Here is an 18,836-nt window from a genome sequence, read left to right as displayed (position 1 = left end):
TGTGACAACTGTGAGGTGTCCTATGAAGCGTTTTTATAGCTTAGTTCTTTTTTCTCTCGCGATTTTGGTGATGTCGTCACCTGCCATGGCACGTGATCATTTCAAAATCTGCTGGTCTATTTATGTCGGTTGGATGCCGTGGGGCTACGCCGCTGATGAAGGTATCGTCAGCAAATGGGCTGACAAATACGGCATCACGATTGATGTCGTGCAAATTAACGATTACATCGAATCCATCAATCAATACACCGTCGGTGAATTTGACGCCTGCACCATGACCAATATGGATGCGTTAACCATTCCTGCGGCTGGTGGCGTTGATTCGACAGCACTAATTATTGGTGATTTTTCGAATGGTAATGATGGCATTGTTTTAAAAGGATTGGATAGCTTAGAAGGGATCAAAGGCCAATCCGTGAACCTGGTTGAATTAAGTGTATCCCATTACATGTTGGCACGTGGCCTTGAAACAGTGGGACTCACCGAACGTGACATCCGCGTTGTGAACACCTCAGATGCGGATATGGTCGCCATTTCAACCACACCTTCCGTTACAGCAATTGCCACTTGGAACCCTTTACTCAATGAAATCCTTAGCCAAGACTCAATGAACCTTGTCTTTGACTCGTCAAAGATTCCGGGTGAAATCATTGATCTTCTGGTCGTGAATACCGACACCCTAAGCCAATACCCAGCGCTTGGCAAAGCTTTAGTCGGCGCGTGGTATGAAACCCTTGCAATGATGCAAGAAGGTGCTGAAACAGCCACTGCTGCTCGTACCGCCATGGCCGAGGCGTCCGGCACCGATCTCGCCGGATATGAGGCACAACTTGCTAGCACGCTGATGTTTTACACCCCACAAGAAGCCATTGAATTTGCGTTAAGTGAATCCTTACCTAATACCATGCAAAAGGTTGCTGAGTTTTCCTTTGCACATGGCTTACTCGGTGACGGTGCACCTGATGCGGGTTATATCGGTATCCAAACCCCTTCTAGCATCATCGGCAACCCCGATTATGTTCAATTACGCTTCGACCCAAGCTTTATGCAACTGGCCGCTGAAGACCAATTGTAAGACGCTCTTCTATTTTTTGTCTTTTGACTAACGGGTGCCTTGCACCCGACGGGACACACTATGAAACGCATATTGAACATAAAGCCCAGTCGGTTCTCGGCACTTTGTTTAGGATTATTGCCACTATTGATTTGTGTGGTCATCTACATGATCGCATCTGATCTGCGCTTAGAGGCCAATCCAAATGACAAGCTACTGCCTTCATTTAGTCAGATGGGCGAGGCATGGTCGCGCATGGCGCTCACGCCCAATGTTCGTACCGGAGAGTATATTTTTTGGGGTGATACCTGGAGTAGCCTTCAGCGTTTACTTCTCGGTATGTTAATTGCGGCCAGCGTTGGGCTTTTAATTGGCTTACTCACAGGCGCCATACCCTTAATGGGCGCGACTTTTTCACCTTTAATTACCGTCTTATCCTTAATTCCACCTTTGGCGCTCCTACCCATTTTATTTATTGTCTTTGGCTTAGGCGAATTATCGAAAGTAGCACTGATCGCAATCGGCATCACACCCTTCATTGCACGTGACATACAACGTCGTTGCCAAGAGATCCCCATTGAGCAGTTAATTAAGGCACAAACCCTCGGAGCCAACACCTCTCAAGTGTTAATCCGCGTGCTGTTGCCACAACTGATGCCAAAACTACTGGATGCGGTGCGCTTATCCTTGGGGGCTGGTTGGCTCTTTCTGATTGCAGCTGAAGCGATTGCATCAACGGATGGATTAGGCTATCGCATTTTCCTCGTCAGACGTTACATGTCGATGGACGTCATACTCCCATACGTTGCTTGGATCACCTGCCTTGCCTTTATTCTGGATCAAGTATTGGCTCTGCTCAGTCGTAAGCTTTTCCCTTGGCATGTGAAAGGAGGCCATTGATGATTACTGCTAAAAATATTTGGAAGCGTTATGACGATCAAGTGGTGTTGGAGCGCATCAATATTTCCGTAAACGAAGGTGAGTTTGTGACCTTAGTGGGTGCATCAGGTTGCGGCAAAAGCACTTTTTTAAAAATGCTCTTGGGTATTGAATCCCCCAGCACCGGAACGCTACTGCTGGATAATCAACCGATCCGTACCGAGCCTGATTCTGATCGCGGTATCGTATTTCAACATTACTCTGTTTTTCCGCACATGACTGTTTTAGAAAACGTGATGGCTGCACGCGCATTTTCTCGCAAAGGACTAACGGGGTATTTATTCGGCCAGGCTAAGCATGATGCGCGCACGGCCGCACTCGACATCCTTGAGCAGGTGGGATTGAGTCATGCGATAACACGCTATCCACACGAGCTGTCGGGGGGCATGCGACAGCGTCTTGCCATTGCACAAGCATTGCTGGGCAAGCCCAGAATTTTGTTATTAGACGAACCCTTTGGTGCCCTAGATCCAGGCATACGCGCAGATATGCACCAGTTAGTTTTAGATTTATGGCGCACCTATAAATTAACCGTTTTTATGGTGACACATGATCTCAAAGAGGGATTTTATTTAGGAACACGTCTTTGGGTGTTTGATAAGGTGCGCCACGATCCTCAAGCACCAGGCGCCTATGGTGCCACCATTACCTACGATCTGCCCATTGGCAAAATTGACACATCGCTCTATGAGCAAATTGATAACCAACTGCGCCCGGTCATGATCCCAGATGAACCCTTAATGGAGGAACCCTCGCATGATTAAAGAAACCACCTACAAAACACAAATTCCCGGTGGCGGACATTGGTCTTTACGCATGGCTAAAGGAACGGCTATGCGCTTAACCGACCTAGAAGGCACTGGCAATGTCGGTATGCTGTTTTACAATCCAGAGAATTTACTCGAACGTTACAATGCACCCGACACCTTAAAATGCCAACACACCTTTAAGCTGACGCAAGGCCATTGTTTATACTCGGATATGGGACGTATTTTTTGCTCCATTACGGAAGATACCTTTGGCTGGCATGAAACCCTGTGTGGCAACAGTACGGCGATTGACGTTGAAAAACGCTGGGGCATGCGTGACTACCAAAACCATCGAAATCAATGGCATCAAAATGGGCAGGATGCGTTTTTAGTTGAACTGGCCAAATATGGGCTCAGCCAAGCCGACATGCCTGCCAACCTCAACTTGTTTAGTAAAGTTGTAACTCAGGAAGATGGCCACTTGTCATGGGTAACACAATCCAATGAAAAAGCGGCTCAAGTCACGTTGCGCTTTGAGATGGATAGCCTCGTGGTTCTTCACACCTGCCCTCACCCACTCAATCATGCTGAAACCTATCCAGCCAGCCCAATATTGATCGAACTCGGTACGGCGCAAGCAATGCAAGACGATGACCTATGCCTAAACTCGTGTCACGAAAACCGTCGGGGCTTTGAAAACAATGCCTTATATTACTTGGGACGCTAAGGAGACACCTCATGATTATTGAAAGCCAACGTCAACCTCAAACAGCGGTCACGCGCCTAAAGATTGATTCGGGGGATTACTACCTAGGTTTAGTCAAGGAAGGGCAAACTATGCGCTTAGTCGACTTAGAGGGAAACCAAGCCGCCGACACTCTGTTTTACAATGCTAAGGATCCTTCTGAACGTTACAGCCTGAGCGACACGTTGATAGCGCAGCAAGCGCTCTATCTCACGGCCGGCAGTCGCTTAATGTCCAATTTACAACATGAAATGCTCGTCATTGTCGCCGACACCTGCGGTCGTCATGATACGCTCGGCGGTGCCTGTGCTACCGAAAGCAATAGTGTTCGTTATGACCTTGAAAAACGCTGCATGCATGCCTGTCGAGACAGTTGGATGCTGGCCATCAATGAGCATCCACAATGGGGACTGACCAAACGTGATATCGGCCACAATATCAATTTCTTCATGAATGTACCGGTAACACCTGATGGCAACTTGTCCTTTGCCGATGGCATTTCTGCTCCCGGAAAGTACGTCGAAATGACAGCAAAGATGGACGTACTGGTTCTCATATCGAACTGCCCACAACTGAACAATCCCTGTAACGGATATAACCCCACCCCAATTGAACTCTTGGTCTGGGATGCGTCATAAACGCGGTATTCGGTTCGCTCATTTATAACGTCAGTGGACGACCACTGCCATAGATACGTTTGTCGGGACGGCCCGCACACAGGATAGACTATGTTTTCTAAAGTGCTTATTGCAAACCGTGGCGCGATTGCAACGCGCATCCTACGAACACTCAAAAAGCTCAATATCACCTCGGTTGCCGTTTACGCTGAATGTGATGCTAAAAGTTTACACGTCAGCCTAGCCGATGAAGCCTACTCTTTAGGTGAAGGTAACGCAGCAGCGACGTATTTAAATACCGACAAACTTCTCCAGATCTGTAAAGCCTCCGGCGCGCAGGCCATTCATCCAGGCTATGGTTTTTTGAGTGAAAATACCGAGTTTGTGAAATTATGCGAACACGAAGGGATTGTTTTTATTGGCCCCACACCTGAGCAAATCCAGTGCTTTGGTTTGAAACATGAGGCACGACGCCTAGCCTTAGCCGCCTGCGTTCCCTTACTACCGGGGTCCGAACTCTTAACCGATGTTAACCATGCCTGCGAAGAGGCAAACCGTATTGGCTACCCAGTCATGCTCAAATCCACTGCTGGCGGGGGTGGAATTGGCATGCAACTCTGTTATACCCAAGAGACATTGCAAGAAGCCTTCGATAAGGTCAAACGCCTAGGTGCAAATAACTTTTCAGACGACGGTGTTTTTTTGGAGAAGTTTGTCCAGCATGCTCGGCACATTGAGGTCCAGGTGTTTGGTGATGCAAAGGGCACGGCCATTGCGATTGGCGAGCGCGATTGCTCCAGCCAACGCCGCAACCAAAAAGTAGTTGAGGAGTGCCCCGCCCCCCATTTATCCGACGCAACACGTCAGGCACTCTATAACACGGCAGAAAGCTTACTTGCCAGTGTGAATTACCGTAATGCTGGCACTGTTGAGTTCATTTACGATACGGAAACTCAGGACTTTTACTTTCTAGAAGTAAACACGCGCTTACAGGTCGAGCATGGCGTCACAGAAGCGGTGTATGGCATCGATCTTGTAGAATGGATGCTACGTCAAGCCAGTGGTGAAGCCTTCGATTTACAGCAAGCCGCCTCACAACTCAAAGCCTCCGGCCATGCGGTTCAAGTCAGACTCTATGCTGAAGATCCTTATTTACAATTCAAGCCCTGTGCAGGCTTTTTGTCCGAGGTGTTCTTCCCTGAGGGCGAAGGAATACGCATTGATCATTGGATTGAAAGTGGTATGGAAATTCCGCCCTATTTTGATCCGATGTTGGCTAAAGTGATCGTACATGATACAAGTCGTGAAGCCGCACTTGCCAAACTCAATCGTGTACTGCACGAGATTAAACTTTACGGCAGCGAAACGAATCTAGCCTATTTACGGGCCTTAACTGCAGATGCACAGCTTCAAGCAGGCCGAGTCACCACCCAGTATTTGAATCATTTTACCCATCAGTGTCAGCGGATCGATGTTCTTCATGCGGGCACACAAACCACCTTGCAGGACTTTCCTGGGCGCCAAGGCTATTGGCACGTTGGCATTCCGCCATCAGGCCCTTTTGATAGCTACTCATTTCGTTTAGGCAACCGCCTCCTCAACAACCCAGAATCTGCAGTCGGCCTCGAAATCACCTTACAAGGTCCAAGCCTGGTCTTTTCAGCACCCACACAAGTCGTTATTACGGGAGCTGACGTTGAAGTTAAGCGTAACAATCAATTAGTCGCATTATGGGAAGTCATCAATCTTGAAGCTGGAGATACACTTAACATAGGACGTATTGCTACGGGTGCGAGATGCTATCTATGTGTACGAGGCGGAATTCAGTGCCCTGACTATTTAGGCTCGGCATCAACCTTTACTCTTGGCCAATTTGGCGGCCACAATGGTCGAGCTTTGCAAGTGGGCGATGTACTAGCGTTATCCGCGGATGTAACGCCTATAGAAACACCTGCTTCATTAGCAAAAACACTTAAGCCTCAAATTCAGTCTACGTGGGATCTTCGTGTCATTTATGGCCCACAGGGCGCGCCTGATTTTTTCACCCCAGACGATATTCAAACCTTCTTTGCAAACGAATGGGAGGTGCATTACAACTCAAGTCGCACAGGCGTTCGCTTAATCGGCCCTAAGCCACAATGGGCACGACGGGATGGAGGTGAAGCAGGTCTGCACCCTTCAAATATACATGATAACGCCTACGCCTTTGGTGCTGTCGACTTTACCGGTGATATGCCCGTGATTTTAGGCCCCGATGGGCCCTCCCTTGGCGGTTTTGTCAGCCCTGCAACCGTCATTACGGCCGACCTTTGGAAACTGGGTCAACTACGCTCAGGAGACAAAGTCCGGTTCATTCCCATTGCCTTAGCGGATGCCGTCAGCCTTGAAGCACTTCAAACGACAACCATCACAAGCTTAACGCCTCCCCCCCCTCAAGAGATAGCAACCTACCTACCAGAGACGGCCATCTTTGCCAAGCTCCCTTCCGAACACCTCAAAGATGAACTTGTCATTCGCCTTGCCGGTGATCATTTCATGCTGGTCGAGTATGGCGAGCAGCACCTCGATCTCGGCTTACGTTTTAAAGTCCACGCGCTCATGCAATGGCTCTATGACCAGCAATTAGATGGCTTGAGAGAGCTCACTCCCGGTGTACGCTCACTGCAAATACACTATGACGCGCAGGTTATGAGTGCGGCTCAACTGGTTGAGCATCTAAAAAGGGGTGAGGAGCAGCTACGAGGCCGACTTAACACCTTGAAAGTGCCGTCACGTATCGTTCATCTACCCTTATCTTGGAACGATGATGCCTGCCAATTAGCGATAGACAAATACAGCCAGTCTGTGCGAAAAAACGCACCTTGGTGCCCAAGCAATCTGGAGTTTATTCGTCGGATCAATGGACTACCTTCAATAGAGGCCGTAAAAGACATCGTATTTTCAGCCTCCTATTTGGTGATGGGTCTTGGTGATGTTTATCTAGGTGCCCCCTTGGCCACGCCCATTGATCCACGCCATCGTTTGGTCACAACCAAGTACAACCCCGCACGTACTTGGACCGCCGAAAACTCCGTTGGCATTGGGGGGGCCTACCTCTGTATATATGGCATGGAAGGTCCAGGTGGCTATCAATTTGTCGGACGCACGTTGCAAATGTGGAATCGCTATCGCAAAACTGCAGAGTTTCAATCCCCCTGGCTATTGCGTTTTTTTGATCAAATACGATTTTATGAGGTCAGTGCTGATGAGTTGATCAAAATACGGCGAGACTTCCCTCAGGGCCACTACCCTCTTACCATTGAAGAGCGAGAATTTAGTTTAGCTGACTATCAGGCTTGGATTGAGTCTGAGGCAGAAGCCATTGCTACCTTTAATCAACAACGTGAAGCCGCCTTTGAAGCCGAACTTTCGCATTGGCATGCAACCGACCAGTTTGACTTTCATTCAGAAGAAACAACAACACCTCATGAAGAGCATGCTTGGCCAGAGGACAGCCTCATCGCAGACAGCCCTGTGTCGGGGAGCGTATGGGAGATCAAGGTTGATATTGGGGATAGAGTTCAGCCAGGACAGTTACTCGTGATTCTGGAATCCATGAAAATGGAAATTCCCATTTTTGCTCAAGAAGCAGGCGAAGTGACACAGCTCCTCATTAAAAGCGGGACGCGCGTTCGACCTGGCCAAGCACTTGTCGTAATGCAATCAATAGTTTGCTGAAACTGCGCTACGGCCTAGGGGTGATTCTATCGCCGCTAGGCCAACCAAAACACAATGAAGTATCTAGTAGCGCTTACGAACACTTTTCTAGGGTCTCAACCAATCCTTTAAAGGCATCACGATTCGCCTCATTAAGATCAATCAACACCTTGTGCGCCTGAATGATTCTCAAGCGAACTTCATTTTCAGATTCTAAAACAAACGGAACTTGTTTAAGATCGCTGACACTGGTAGGCAACACATCCAATAAGACAAAGACTTTATCAAAGCCCATGGCGAGAAGAATCTGAGTAATATCAGGATTCGTTGAAACAATGGTTGGTTTAGGCATGTTTCGTTCGGAGCACTTTATTGCCAGCTTCGCAATCAGTCCTAAAGAAGTACTATCGATATTATTGGTTTCAGTTAGGTCAATAAGTGTATCGGTAATTTCTTCTTTAGCGAGACAAAACGCTAAATGCTGATCAATCGTAGAGCAGAGCGTCAGGCGCACTTCCCCCACAAACTTTAAAACATAATGCCCATCACGGCATGCAAAAAAAATCTCACCATCACTCATGATCAGGCTCTAGATACAGTCATAATTGCGACATCATCAGGTCGAACATCTTCAAAGCCTGACTCAATCATTTCCGTCAGCTGAGAAGACTCGATATGCCCTGGCTGTAAAGTATTTAATAGCCAGTTTTCTTTTTCTTTCAACGAGCTACCCTTAATTATTTCAAGAACACCATCTGAAAACAGGGTCAAACTAAACACTTGAGGCAAATCTAACTGATGCTCTTCAAACTCAGGTTTTTCAAACAATCCCACCGGCATTCCACGCCCTTTTAGAAATGAACTGCTGTGATTACAGCTCAAGATAGGCATGGGGTGATGGCCACCTGTTGCGTAGATCAACTTGGATGTTTGTGTGTCTAACAACCCTACAAACATGGTCATATGCTTACCCATACCTGTTAGCAGCATTTCTCGATTGATACGCTCAAGCGTTAGCACGGGTGACAGAATATCGAAACTCGAATGACGCTTGTAGTTTCTTAACAATCGGTGCGTTAAATTCTTCAATAATACCGTAACCAATGCCGAAGACGCGCCATGACCTGAAACATCGGCTAGATAGAAAATAATTAAGTGGTCATTTATTTCTAAAGCATCAACAAAATCACCACTCAGCAGTAAAGAGGGCTTCAAGGTGTACTCCACCACTAAACCATTTAGGGTTTGATGACGAGGAGGTAAAAGGTTTTGTTGAACATGCTGGGCTGCATGATGATCGGCTCTGAGTTCATCCAAGCTGCGCTCAAGTGAGTCTTTTAAACGCTTTGACTCTTCTATGTATAAAGCTCTTCGCAACTGACGCTTCATTGAGTAGATAAACAGCTTTGGACTGATTTCCAAATCCTCTACCACAAACACATCATCTGCTCCAGCACGCAAGGCATTTATGATCGTCTCTGAGCTCCCCTCACCAATGATCGCAACAACAGGCTTAGGATTGAGTATCGACGATGCATAATCGAGAAAACCTAAGCTAACGCCATTTGAAAGGTCAAGAAGCGTCAAGGAAAAAGACTTGTGCTCCAACATAGCTTCAGCATCCGCCACTTGTTCGCACACAACCATACTTAGGTCAGGCAAACCACACTGCTCACATAGCGATTGTAGACGCTCAATCACAATGGCAGACGATGAAACCACTAACACCGTATGGCTAGGGCGAATCATACATCAGTAACCCCTGCTGTTTTTATGATTCATGAACACCCTACTTGAAATACGCTTGAACATGACTAGCGTTTAAAAATCCGTTTCGTCAAAGCTTACGCGAACATCGCCATCACGAACAAGGAACTCCCGACGTTGCAAATACGAATCACGAATAAACGAGTAACGATCACCTGAGATCATTCGCTCAGCTTCAAGTAAACGAGCACGAGTGTCAATTAAACGTAATGCTTGCAACGAATTACGTGTAGCGCGATCATCAATATACACGATTGGATTAAGATACCAGTCGGGAACCATACCCACTGTATCTCTAACTGAACTCGGTCCCATAAACGGCAATACAACATATGGGCCTGAAGGCATTCCCCAATACCCTAGCGTTTGTCCAAAGTCTTCATCATGTTTAGCAATCCCCATAGGAGTTGCGACATCAATTAGACCCACCAAACCAAAGGTTGTATTAAACGTAAAACGTGCTACGTCTTCAAATGCATTATGCACCTTGCCCTGCAACAAATTGTTAGCAAAGTTACGCATGCCTTTCAGGTTATCAAAAAAATTACTGACACCTGTCTGAGCCAATTCAGGCGTTACAAATTTGTATCCTTGCGCTAAAGGCTTTATCGCTGCACGATCAATTGTTTCATTAAACGAGAACATTGCACGATTGAAGCCTTCCCATGGATCACTCTCGGTTTGTGCCTGAAGTGGAGCTATCGACACAAACGTAACCAGACTGGCGACGGCCAGCTTTTTCGAAAAAATTGACACCATTATGGATCCTTTACTATGCCTGACGTACATGGACGTAATTTTGTTATTGTAGTCATTGATGCGCTGCGAATAAAGCATTCTCAAGTTATAATTATTTAAAACATAGGTGCTACTGAACAGCAAAGATGCAATAGCACCTAATTTAGAAGGCCAAAATCCAAAATAAAGGAAAAATGATTAAAGTAGGTGTCTTAATTGACACTAGGTGCGTTGAGAACTAGGCGCTCCTTACCTAAGCGAGATAATTTTTTCAATGCACTTTCACGCTTGGATGCAAGACTGCGGTCAGCTTGTTTTTCAAAATAAACAAGCTGAACAGGCCTTCTCGTCCGCGTATAACGGGCACCACGTTTGTCGCAACTGTTATGCTCTTGGAGACGACGCTCAAGATCAGTGGTGATGCCCGTGTAGAGTGAGTTATCTGAGCAGCGTAATAGATATACGTACCAGATGGGATTTGCATCAGACATTAAAATTATGAATTAAGGGGTGCATCGTCCAGTGCTTGCTGACCGAACCAAGCTAGTTTTTCTTGAAGCGACACCACCTCTCCAACAATAATAATGGCTGGGGCGTCTAACTGAGCTTGATTTTGTCGCTCAACAATATTTGAAAGAACCCCCGTCAGGACTTTTTGCCGCGGTGAAGTGCCTTGAGAAACAATCGCAATCGGAGTGTTTTCAGGTTTTCCATGGCTTAACAAGCCACTTACCAACAAATCAAGCGTATGAAGCCCCATATAAAAAACAATTGTTTGATTCGGCTGCACAAGCTCTTCAAAATTGAGATCGGTTGTTCGATTTTTCAACTGACCTGTTACAAACTTAACCGATTGTGCATAGTTACGATGGGTTAAGGGTATACCACCATAGGTTGAACACGCACTTGCTGCAGTAATACCAGGCACTACCTGGAAAGGGATACCCGCAGCTTTTAATTCCTCTAACTCCTCACCGCCACGACCAAAGATAAAGGGATCGCCTCCCTTTAACCTGACAACTCGTTTTCCGGCTCGTGCATGCTCAATTAAGAGTTGATTAATGTCCTGCTGAGGTACAGCGTGATGATCTCGCTTCTTACCCACGTAAATAAGATCGGCATCTCGACGACACATTTCTAGCACTTCGGCTGAAACCAAACGATCATAAAGAACGATATCGGCCTGCTGCATGAGCCGCAATGCTTTAAACGTTAACAACTCTGGATCACCCGGTCCTGCACCAACCAAGTAAACTTCACCCACTTGACTATCGGGATTTCCCGCTTCTATTTGTGCCAACAAGAGTGCTTCAGCTTCAGCGTCCTGCCCTGAAAACACACGCTCTGCCACTTGACCATTCAACACTTTTTCCCAAAAAACACGGCGCTCATTGACCGAGCTAAACCGCGCTTTAACCTTGTCACGTAAGCGCCCAACTAGCTGACCTAAACGACTGAAGCTGACTGGAATTTGACTCTCTAGCTTTGAACGCAGTAAACGTGCCAATACGGGGGATTGCCCCCCTGAGCTAATCCCAATGACAATAGGTGAACGATCAACAATAGCTGGGAAAATAAACGTACACAGAGGTGGATTATCAACAACATTAACAGGCACATTCGCAGCCACGGCATCGTGGTACACCTGCTCATTCAAATCTTCATCGTCCGTTGCTGCGAGCACTAAGGTTTTGCCAGAGATTAAACTAGACGCGTACTCACTGATAATGATTTCCCCTTGCGACTCCTTAAGCAAAGCTTGCAACTCAGGATGGACCTCTAAAGACACAACCGTGATTAGAGCACCAGCTCTTACCAATAATCGTGCTTTGCGCAACGCAACATCCCCTCCTCCGACAAGCAAAACTTGACGACCCTTGAGGTCAAAGAAAAGAGGTAGATATTCCATGATTAAGATCCTAGATCGAGGGTATCAGCCTGCTACTGCAAGCTGATAACAAATTTTATCTGGGTTTTAGAGGTATTAATGAGGAAGCTGCATGCAGTCCGCACTCTCGGTTTTCTGGATTCTCCCACCACCAACGCCCTGCACGCAAGTCCTCGCCCACAGAGATGGCTCGGGTACAAGGTGCACAGCCAATACTTGGATAGTGGCGGTCATGCAATTCATTGTAAGGAACCTCAAAGAAACGCAAATAGGCCCACACCTCTGACTCTTTCCAGTCAGCTAAGGGGTTCAATTTTTGAAGCCCATTCCCAGCATCCCACTCCGAGAACTCCACAGCATCACGCGTAACCGACTGCTCCCGACGCAGGCCAGTGATCCAAGCCTTACGACTTTTAAGCGCCCGCGCTAAGGGCTCAAGTTTACGCACAGCGCAGCATTGCTTTCGAAGCGCTTGAGATTCATAGAATCCGTTAATCCCAGACTCACGAACATAGGCTTCTACTGAGGCGGCGTCAGGATAATAAACATCTATTTTTGATGCGCCGTAACGCTTGGTCATCGTCGCCAACAAGGTCAAGGTTTCTTCTGGAAGGCGCCCTGTGTCTAGCACAAACTGTGGTATTGACAATGCATGGCGATCGATAAGATCGGCCAGCAACATATCCTCAGCACCTAAACTATTGGCAAGTACAAGGCTTCCTTCGTAAAGTGCGCTTGCTTCCTGAAGACGGGCGACAACGGAATCAACTTTACTTTGTAACTCTGGCGTTAAGCTATCAGTCACACTTCACCCCATATCATTGATGATAAATCGGGCGCGGATCATCCGCACTGCCCTGATAATGAACGCTGATTTCTGAAAAAGCTTGCAAAAGCTCATCAGAGTAAGCCTCTTCCGCAATTAAGAATGCGTTAAATCCGCAACGTTCAAGATACCCTAAGCGATCGCGCCCAACGTCACCGACCGCTCTCAACTCACCCGTATAACCAACTCGACGCAACTGACGCGCTAAACTAAAGCCACGTCCATCACGAAACACAGGAAACTCAATCGCAATTAAAGAGAGCTTGGAAAGCCAAGGCACGAGTTGTTCAACCTCGACTTCCCCTGTCACCTGTACACCCAACTGCTTTGAACCCAAAGCATCAGCAACTTCTAGGCAATCAAATGGGACCAATAGAAGTTCGTGACCAGAGGCTCGTTCAACAAAATCTGCTCCTTCTTCAGGACTCACCAACGCCCAAGAATCTTGAACCTTCTCTCGATTAATGATCAGTGGCATAGACTTTCTCCTTAAAAGGGGTTAAACCAACGCGACGTACTGTATCTAAAAAACGTTCTTCATCAGTACGCTGTTCAATATAGGTCTCTAATATCTTACGCAAGACAGAAGGCACCTCATCAGCTGCAACCGATTTACCCAGCACCTTACCTAAAGATGCATCTTCGCGCCCAGATCCACCCAGCGTAATTTGGTACCAATCCTCGCCTTTTTTGTCGACACCTAAAATACCAATATGGCCTACATGGTGATGCCCACACGCATTAATACAACCTGACATATTCAACTGAATATCGCCTAGATCATACAAATAATCCAAATTCTCAAATTCAGCATTGATCGCATCGGAGATGTTCAGCGTTTTAGCATTGGCCAAGGCACAGAAATCAAAACCTGGGCACACAATCATATCGGTTAGAGTATTGATATTCGCTCTTGCAAGATTATGCTCCGACAAGACTTGCCACACCGCATACAAGTCGGCTTGACGAACCTCAGCTAAAACCAAGTTTTGATCATGTGTTGAGCGGATTTCAGAAAAGCTGTAACGATCCGCCAAATCAGCAACGACATCCATTTGTAAATCGGTGATATCACCAGGCGGCCCGAGTAAAGGCTTGAGTGACACAACTACGCAGCGATAGCCACCGACTTTATGTGCCCGAGTATTACGTTCAAACCAAACTCGGAAGTCTGCATCATCCTTTAACTGTTGATCTAAGCTAGCATCGTCTTTTGCACTTGGGTCATAAGCATGAGGCGTAAAGAAGCCCTTAACACGTGCAATTTCCTCAGCCGTTAACTTCAACTCGGTGTCGCGGGTGTAGACCCACTCAGCTTCAACAAGATCTCTAAACGTATCGGCACCTAGCGCTTCGACTAAAATTTTGATACGTGCTTTATACTTGTTATCACGACGCCCTTTAAGGTTATACACACGTAAAATAGCATCAAGATAGGATAACAAATCTTCTTTCGGTAAGAATTCACGTATCACTTTACCGATAACAGGCGTTCGACCAAGACCGCCGCCAACTAAAACTTCAAAGCCAATTTCACCCTCAGCGTTCTGCACCAAATGCAATCCAATATCATGAACTTGGCTCGCTGCTCTGTCTTCTTTTGAACCTGTAACAGCAATCTTGAATTTACGAGGCAAGTAGGCAAACTCGGGATGCAAGGTTGACCATTGACGAATAATCTCACACCAAGGTCTTGGATCTTCAAGCTCACTCTCGGCAACGCCTGCAAAGTGATCGGTCGTCGTATTACGAATACAATTACCCGATGTTTGAATGGCATGCATCTGTACGGTGGCCAGCTCCGCTAGGATATCGGGCACTTCTTCTAGCTTCGGCCAATTAAACTGAATATTGGTGCGCGTTGTAAAATGACCATAGCCTTTGTCATACTTACGTGCAATATTCGCCAGCATACGCATTTGCTCAGCCGACATAAGTCCGTAAGGAATCGCCACACGCAACATAGGCGCCTGACGCTGTATATAAAGACCATTCATTAAACGCAAAGCTAAAAACTCATCAGCCGATAACTCACCCGCCAAATAGCGTCGCGTCTGATCCCTGAACTGTTCTACGCGTTCATTAACGATCTGTTGATCGACCTGATTATACTGATACATGATTACACATTTCCTCTGACACCCGTGTTCATTGACAGGCTTTCAAATGAGCAGACAGTTGCCCAGTGTACTCTGAAAGCAATATAACTTTAAATAATAATTATGAATTTTATTAGATCATTTAGTAGTTAACAGTATCCTAACTCGCTGGCATGGAACATCTCAGATCCAAACCCTTCACCATCTTACAAGGATAAGCGAGGCTTCGCATATGAATGATCGCATATTACTTAATGGTATATAAAAATATCTATTTATTCTTTTTTATTTTATCCAACATACACCATAATCCCACGCATCAAATACCCGTTCTTATAACCTAGGGAAGAGTCTTGCTATGCCAGCATTACCTGAATACCGACTAACTCACCTTAAACAACTCGAGGCTGAGAGCATTCACATCATCCGCGAAGTGGCCGCTGAGTTTGACAACCCTGTCATGCTTTATTCCATCGGTAAAGACTCTTCAGTCATGCTTCATTTAGCACGCAAAGCGTTTTACCCTGGCACCCCACCTTTTCCATTATTGCACGTCGACACAACATGGAAGTTTCGTGAAATGATTCAGTTTCGCGACAAAATGGCAAAAGAAGCAGGCATGGACTTAATTGTTCACATCAATCCTGAAGGTGTTGAGATGGGCATCAGCCCGTTTGTGCACGGCTCCAAAAAGCATACGGATATTATGAAAACCCAAAGCCTTAAACAAGCACTAAACCATTACAAGTTTGATGCTGCCTTTGGTGGGGCGCGCCGTGACGAAGAAAAATCACGCGCAAAAGAACGAATTTTCTCATTCCGTGATAAAAACCACCGCTGGGATCCAAAGAATCAACGACCTGAGCTTTGGAATATTTTTAATACTCGTGTTGATAAAGGTGAAAGCATTCGCGTTTTTCCTCTCTCCAACTGGACAGAACTTGATATTTGGCAATACATCTACCTAGAAAATATTGATCTCGTCCCCTTGTATTACTCGGCCGTACGCCCAGTGGTTGAACGCGATGGCATGCTAATTATGGTCGACGATGAACGCATGCCTCTTAATCCCAATGAAACGCCAATGATGAAGTCAGTTCGCTTCAGAACACTAGGCTGTTACCCGCTCACGGGAGCCGTTGAGTCAGAAGCAGACTCACTGGAAGAAATCATTCAAGAAATGCTCCTTGCCACGACATCTGAGCGTCAAGGTAGAGCGATTGACCACGACGGCGCCGGGTCAATGGAGCAAAAGAAAATGGAAGGCTACTTCTAAGAGGATTATGAAATGAGTCATCAAAGCGATTTAATTGCCACCGATATTAAGCACTACCTTCATCAACATGAAAACAAAGAATTACTTAGGTTACTAACCTGCGGCAGCGTGGATGATGGAAAGTCAACTTTAATTGGGCGTTTGCTCCACGATTCCAAAATGATCTACGAAGATCAACTGGCGGCCATCACGCACGATAGCAAAAAAGTGGGCACCACTGGCGAAGCAATCGATCTAGCCCTTCTGGTCGATGGTTTGCAAGCTGAGCGAGAGCAAGGTATCACTATTGACGTTGCCTACCGTTACTTTTCGACGTCTAAGCGTAAGTTCATCATTGCCGACACACCAGGGCACGAGCAGTACACACGCAACATGGCAACAGGCGCATCCACTTGCGACCTAGCCATTATTTTGATTGATGCGCGCCACGGCGTTCAAGTGCAAACGCGCCGTCATAGCTTTATCGTCTCGCTTCTGGGCATTCGCCACACGATCGTTGCCATCAACAAAATGGATCTAGTGGACTACAGCGAAGAACGCTTCAACGAAATCAAAGCAGATTATTTGGCGTTTGCTAAAGACCTAAATCTGCCGGATATCCATTTTGCTCCTATTTCCGCATTAAATGGTGATAACGTCGTCAACCCATCTGAGCATATGCCTTGGTTTACAGGTGAGCCGTTGATGGAGCAACTGGAATCCATTGAAATCGCACAGGATCAAAATTTTGATGAATTGCGCTTTCCTGTCCAGTATGTCAATCGTCCGCACCTTAACTTCCGTGGCTACTGCGGAACACTCACTTCTGGCATTGTTCGAGTCGGTGATGAAGTCGCTGTTTTACCCTCGGGCAAAACCAGCCGCGTAAAATCAATTGTCACTTGGGATGGCGAGTTAACAGAAGCTTTCGCTCCAATGGCTGTAACCCTGACCCTAGACGATGAGATTGATATCTCTAGAGGCGACTTGTTAGTCCTCGCAGATAAAGTACCTAAAGCACGTCAAGCATTTAGTGCTCACCTAGTCTGGATGGATGAGACACCTCTTAATACACTTAAAGACTATGAGGTTAAGCTTGCGACTCGCCGTCAAACAGGCAAAGTAACGCGCATTCATCACAAAATTGATGTAAACACCCTGGCCCACTCCCCCGCTGCAGGGCTTGAGCTCAATGAAATTGCCAAAGTTGAAATTCAACTTGAACAAAGCACAGTGGCCGACGATTACCATCAACACAAAGGAACTGGCTCTTTTATTCTAGTCGACAGATTGACTCACCGAACTGTTGCAGCGGGTATGATTCTTTCTTCAGACAACGAAAATCCTGAGTTCAGTCTCACGCACACCCGCGCGCTCACCCCTGACTTATGGAGCAAGCGCTTAGGACAATCTGCTCAATTAATCCAACTCAACAGCACAAACAAAGACACTGCACGAAGCGTGCTATTTACGTTAGAAAAAGCCCTGTTTGAGCGTGGTCATTTTGTTTATCTACTAGACGCAGATACGCACTCAGCATCCCCAGAAGCAATCAAACTTCTGGCATCTTCGCTGCTTGAAACCGGTTTCATTGTTTTAACCAACGTGGACATACCGTTTGATCAAGCCACCACTCTTACACTTGACTCAGAGAGTCAGTTAGATACTCAGGTAACTAACATCTTACGATTGATTGTGTGATTTAAATCCGTATCAGGGATGAGTTGGCTTCCTTGATACGGTATAATCCGCCAGCAAAAGTAATGAAGTCTGCGCAAAATCAATGCATCGACAGGGTATAACGTTACTATTGATGATTTGATTCAAATATCACACTTTACTTCTCGACTTTCGGATTAGCTGATAACCACTATGACTGATTTTTTGCTTATCTTGATTAGCACGGTGTTAGTCAATAACTTTGTATTGGTGCAATTCTTAGGGTTGTGTCCATTCATGGGCGTCTCAAATAAGCTTGAAACAGCCATGGGCATGTCCCTAGCCACCACCTTTGTACTGACCTTAGCATCTGTTTGTAGTTACTTGGTGTATCAATACGTATTAATGCCCTTTGATCTGGTGTATTTACGCACAATTTCGTTCATCCTCGTCATCGCGGTGGTTGTACAATTTACTGAAATGGTTGTCCACAAAACCAGCCCACTGCTGCATAAACTGCTGGGCATTTTCTTGCCTTTAATTACAACGAACTGTGCAGTCCTGGGCGTTGCGCTGCTCAATATTCAGAAACAAAACGACTTTATCCAGTCAATCGCATACGGTTTTGGAGCCGCTGTCGGCTTTTCTCTAGCCTTAGTTCTTTTCTCCGCCATGCGCGAACGCATTGCGGTTGCGGATGTGCCCGTCACCTTCCGAGGTGCGGCAATCGGCATGGTCACCGCGGGCCTAATGTCCCTCGCTTTCATGGGCTTCACTGGCTTGGTCAAATTTTAAGGCACACGC

General features: G+C 46.4%; 17 protein-coding genes. 9 read left to right on the top strand and 8 right to left on the bottom strand.

The window, feature by feature from the left end; all coding sequences use genetic code 11:
• The first annotated feature begins 22 nt into the window (after positions 1–22).
• The 6 genes from DN062_RS16580 (at position 23) to uca (ending at position 7,821) form a co-directional block, all read left to right on the top strand.
• On the top strand, positions 23–1,075 hold the full coding sequence (locus DN062_RS16580; RefSeq protein WP_112160415.1) for a putative urea ABC transporter substrate-binding protein: 1,053 nt from the start codon (positions 23–25) through the stop codon (positions 1,073–1,075).
• A gap of 60 nt (positions 1,076–1,135) precedes the next feature.
• Positions 1,136–1,954, top strand: a complete 819-nt coding sequence (locus tag DN062_RS16575) for an ABC transporter permease (RefSeq protein ID WP_112160414.1) — start codon at positions 1,136–1,138, stop codon at positions 1,952–1,954.
• On the top strand, positions 1,954–2,757 hold the full coding sequence (locus tag DN062_RS16570; RefSeq protein ID WP_112160413.1) for an ABC transporter ATP-binding protein: 804 nt from the start codon (positions 1,954–1,956) through the stop codon (positions 2,755–2,757). Before DN062_RS16575 ends, DN062_RS16570 begins: the two co-directional genes overlap by 1 nt.
• Positions 2,750–3,469: an urea amidolyase associated protein UAAP1 gene (locus tag DN062_RS16565; RefSeq protein ID WP_112160412.1), complete on the top strand. Its 720-nt coding sequence runs from the start codon at positions 2,750–2,752 to the stop codon at positions 3,467–3,469. Before DN062_RS16570 ends, DN062_RS16565 begins: the two co-directional genes overlap by 8 nt.
• A gap of 11 nt (positions 3,470–3,480) precedes the next feature.
• Entirely contained in the window at positions 3,481–4,125 is a 645-nt protein-coding gene (locus DN062_RS16560; protein ID WP_112160411.1) for an urea amidolyase associated protein UAAP2, read from the top strand.
• A gap of 90 nt (positions 4,126–4,215) precedes the next feature.
• On the top strand, positions 4,216–7,821 hold the full coding sequence (gene uca, locus DN062_RS16555) for an urea carboxylase (RefSeq protein ID WP_112160410.1): 3,606 nt from the start codon (positions 4,216–4,218) through the stop codon (positions 7,819–7,821).
• Between the two features lie 73 nt (positions 7,822–7,894).
• On the opposite strand, the gene DN062_RS16550 is transcribed toward uca, so the two are convergent.
• From DN062_RS16550 to DN062_RS16515, 8 genes are all read right to left on the bottom strand, one after another.
• Positions 7,895–8,380, bottom strand: coding sequence for an STAS domain-containing protein (locus tag DN062_RS16550; RefSeq protein ID WP_112160409.1), 486 nt, complete (start codon positions 8,378–8,380; stop codon positions 7,895–7,897).
• A 2-nt stretch (positions 8,381–8,382) separates the two neighbouring features.
• Entirely contained in the window at positions 8,383–9,549 is a 1,167-nt protein-coding gene (locus DN062_RS16545) for a SpoIIE family protein phosphatase (RefSeq protein WP_112160408.1), read from the bottom strand.
• Positions 9,550–9,621: 72 nt separating this feature from the next.
• Complete coding sequence (locus DN062_RS16540) at positions 9,622–10,326, bottom strand: MlaA family lipoprotein (protein ID WP_112160407.1); 705 nt, start codon at positions 10,324–10,326, stop codon at positions 9,622–9,624.
• A 191-nt stretch (positions 10,327–10,517) separates the two neighbouring features.
• Positions 10,518–10,796, bottom strand: a complete 279-nt coding sequence (locus tag DN062_RS16535) for a GIY-YIG nuclease family protein (RefSeq protein ID WP_112160406.1) — start codon at positions 10,794–10,796, stop codon at positions 10,518–10,520.
• A gap of 5 nt (positions 10,797–10,801) precedes the next feature.
• On the bottom strand, positions 10,802–12,214 hold the full coding sequence (gene cysG, locus DN062_RS16530; protein WP_112160405.1) for a siroheme synthase CysG: 1,413 nt from the start codon (positions 12,212–12,214) through the stop codon (positions 10,802–10,804).
• 55 nt (positions 12,215–12,269) lie between these two features.
• A complete protein-coding gene (locus tag DN062_RS16525) occupies positions 12,270–12,998 on the bottom strand; it encodes a phosphoadenylyl-sulfate reductase (RefSeq protein ID WP_112160404.1) in 729 nt (242 codons plus the stop codon).
• A 13-nt stretch (positions 12,999–13,011) separates the two neighbouring features.
• Entirely contained in the window at positions 13,012–13,497 is a 486-nt protein-coding gene (locus DN062_RS16520) for a DUF934 domain-containing protein (protein WP_112160403.1), read from the bottom strand.
• A complete protein-coding gene (locus DN062_RS16515; RefSeq protein ID WP_112160402.1) occupies positions 13,481–15,139 on the bottom strand; it encodes a nitrite/sulfite reductase in 1,659 nt (552 codons plus the stop codon). Before DN062_RS16515 ends, DN062_RS16520 begins: the two co-directional genes overlap by 17 nt.
• Before the next feature lie 337 nt (positions 15,140–15,476).
• On the opposite strand from DN062_RS16515, the gene cysD reads away from it, so the two are divergent.
• The 3 genes from cysD to rsxA all read left to right on the top strand — a co-directional run bounded on the left by cysD (position 15,477) and on the right by rsxA (position 18,827).
• Positions 15,477–16,394 carry a sulfate adenylyltransferase subunit CysD gene (gene cysD / locus DN062_RS16510; protein WP_112160401.1) on the top strand — a complete coding sequence of 306 codons (918 nt, stop codon included), beginning with the start codon at positions 15,477–15,479 and terminating at the stop codon, positions 16,392–16,394.
• A 12-nt stretch (positions 16,395–16,406) separates the two neighbouring features.
• Positions 16,407–18,074: a sulfate adenylyltransferase subunit CysN gene (gene cysN / locus DN062_RS16505; RefSeq protein ID WP_112160400.1), complete on the top strand. Its 1,668-nt coding sequence runs from the start codon at positions 16,407–16,409 to the stop codon at positions 18,072–18,074.
• Positions 18,075–18,245: 171 nt separating this feature from the next.
• Positions 18,246–18,827 carry an electron transport complex subunit RsxA gene (gene rsxA, locus DN062_RS16500; protein ID WP_112160399.1) on the top strand — a complete coding sequence of 194 codons (582 nt, stop codon included), beginning with the start codon at positions 18,246–18,248 and terminating at the stop codon, positions 18,825–18,827.
• Positions 18,828–18,836 lie beyond the last annotated feature (9 nt).

Origin of the sequence: Nitrincola tibetensis (assembly GCF_003284585.1) — a bacterium.
Taxonomy (GTDB): Bacteria; Pseudomonadota; Gammaproteobacteria; order Pseudomonadales; family Balneatricaceae; genus Nitrincola; species Nitrincola tibetensis.
Note: the sequence above shows the minus strand (reverse complement) of the source record. Positions and strands in the feature narration are given on the sequence as shown.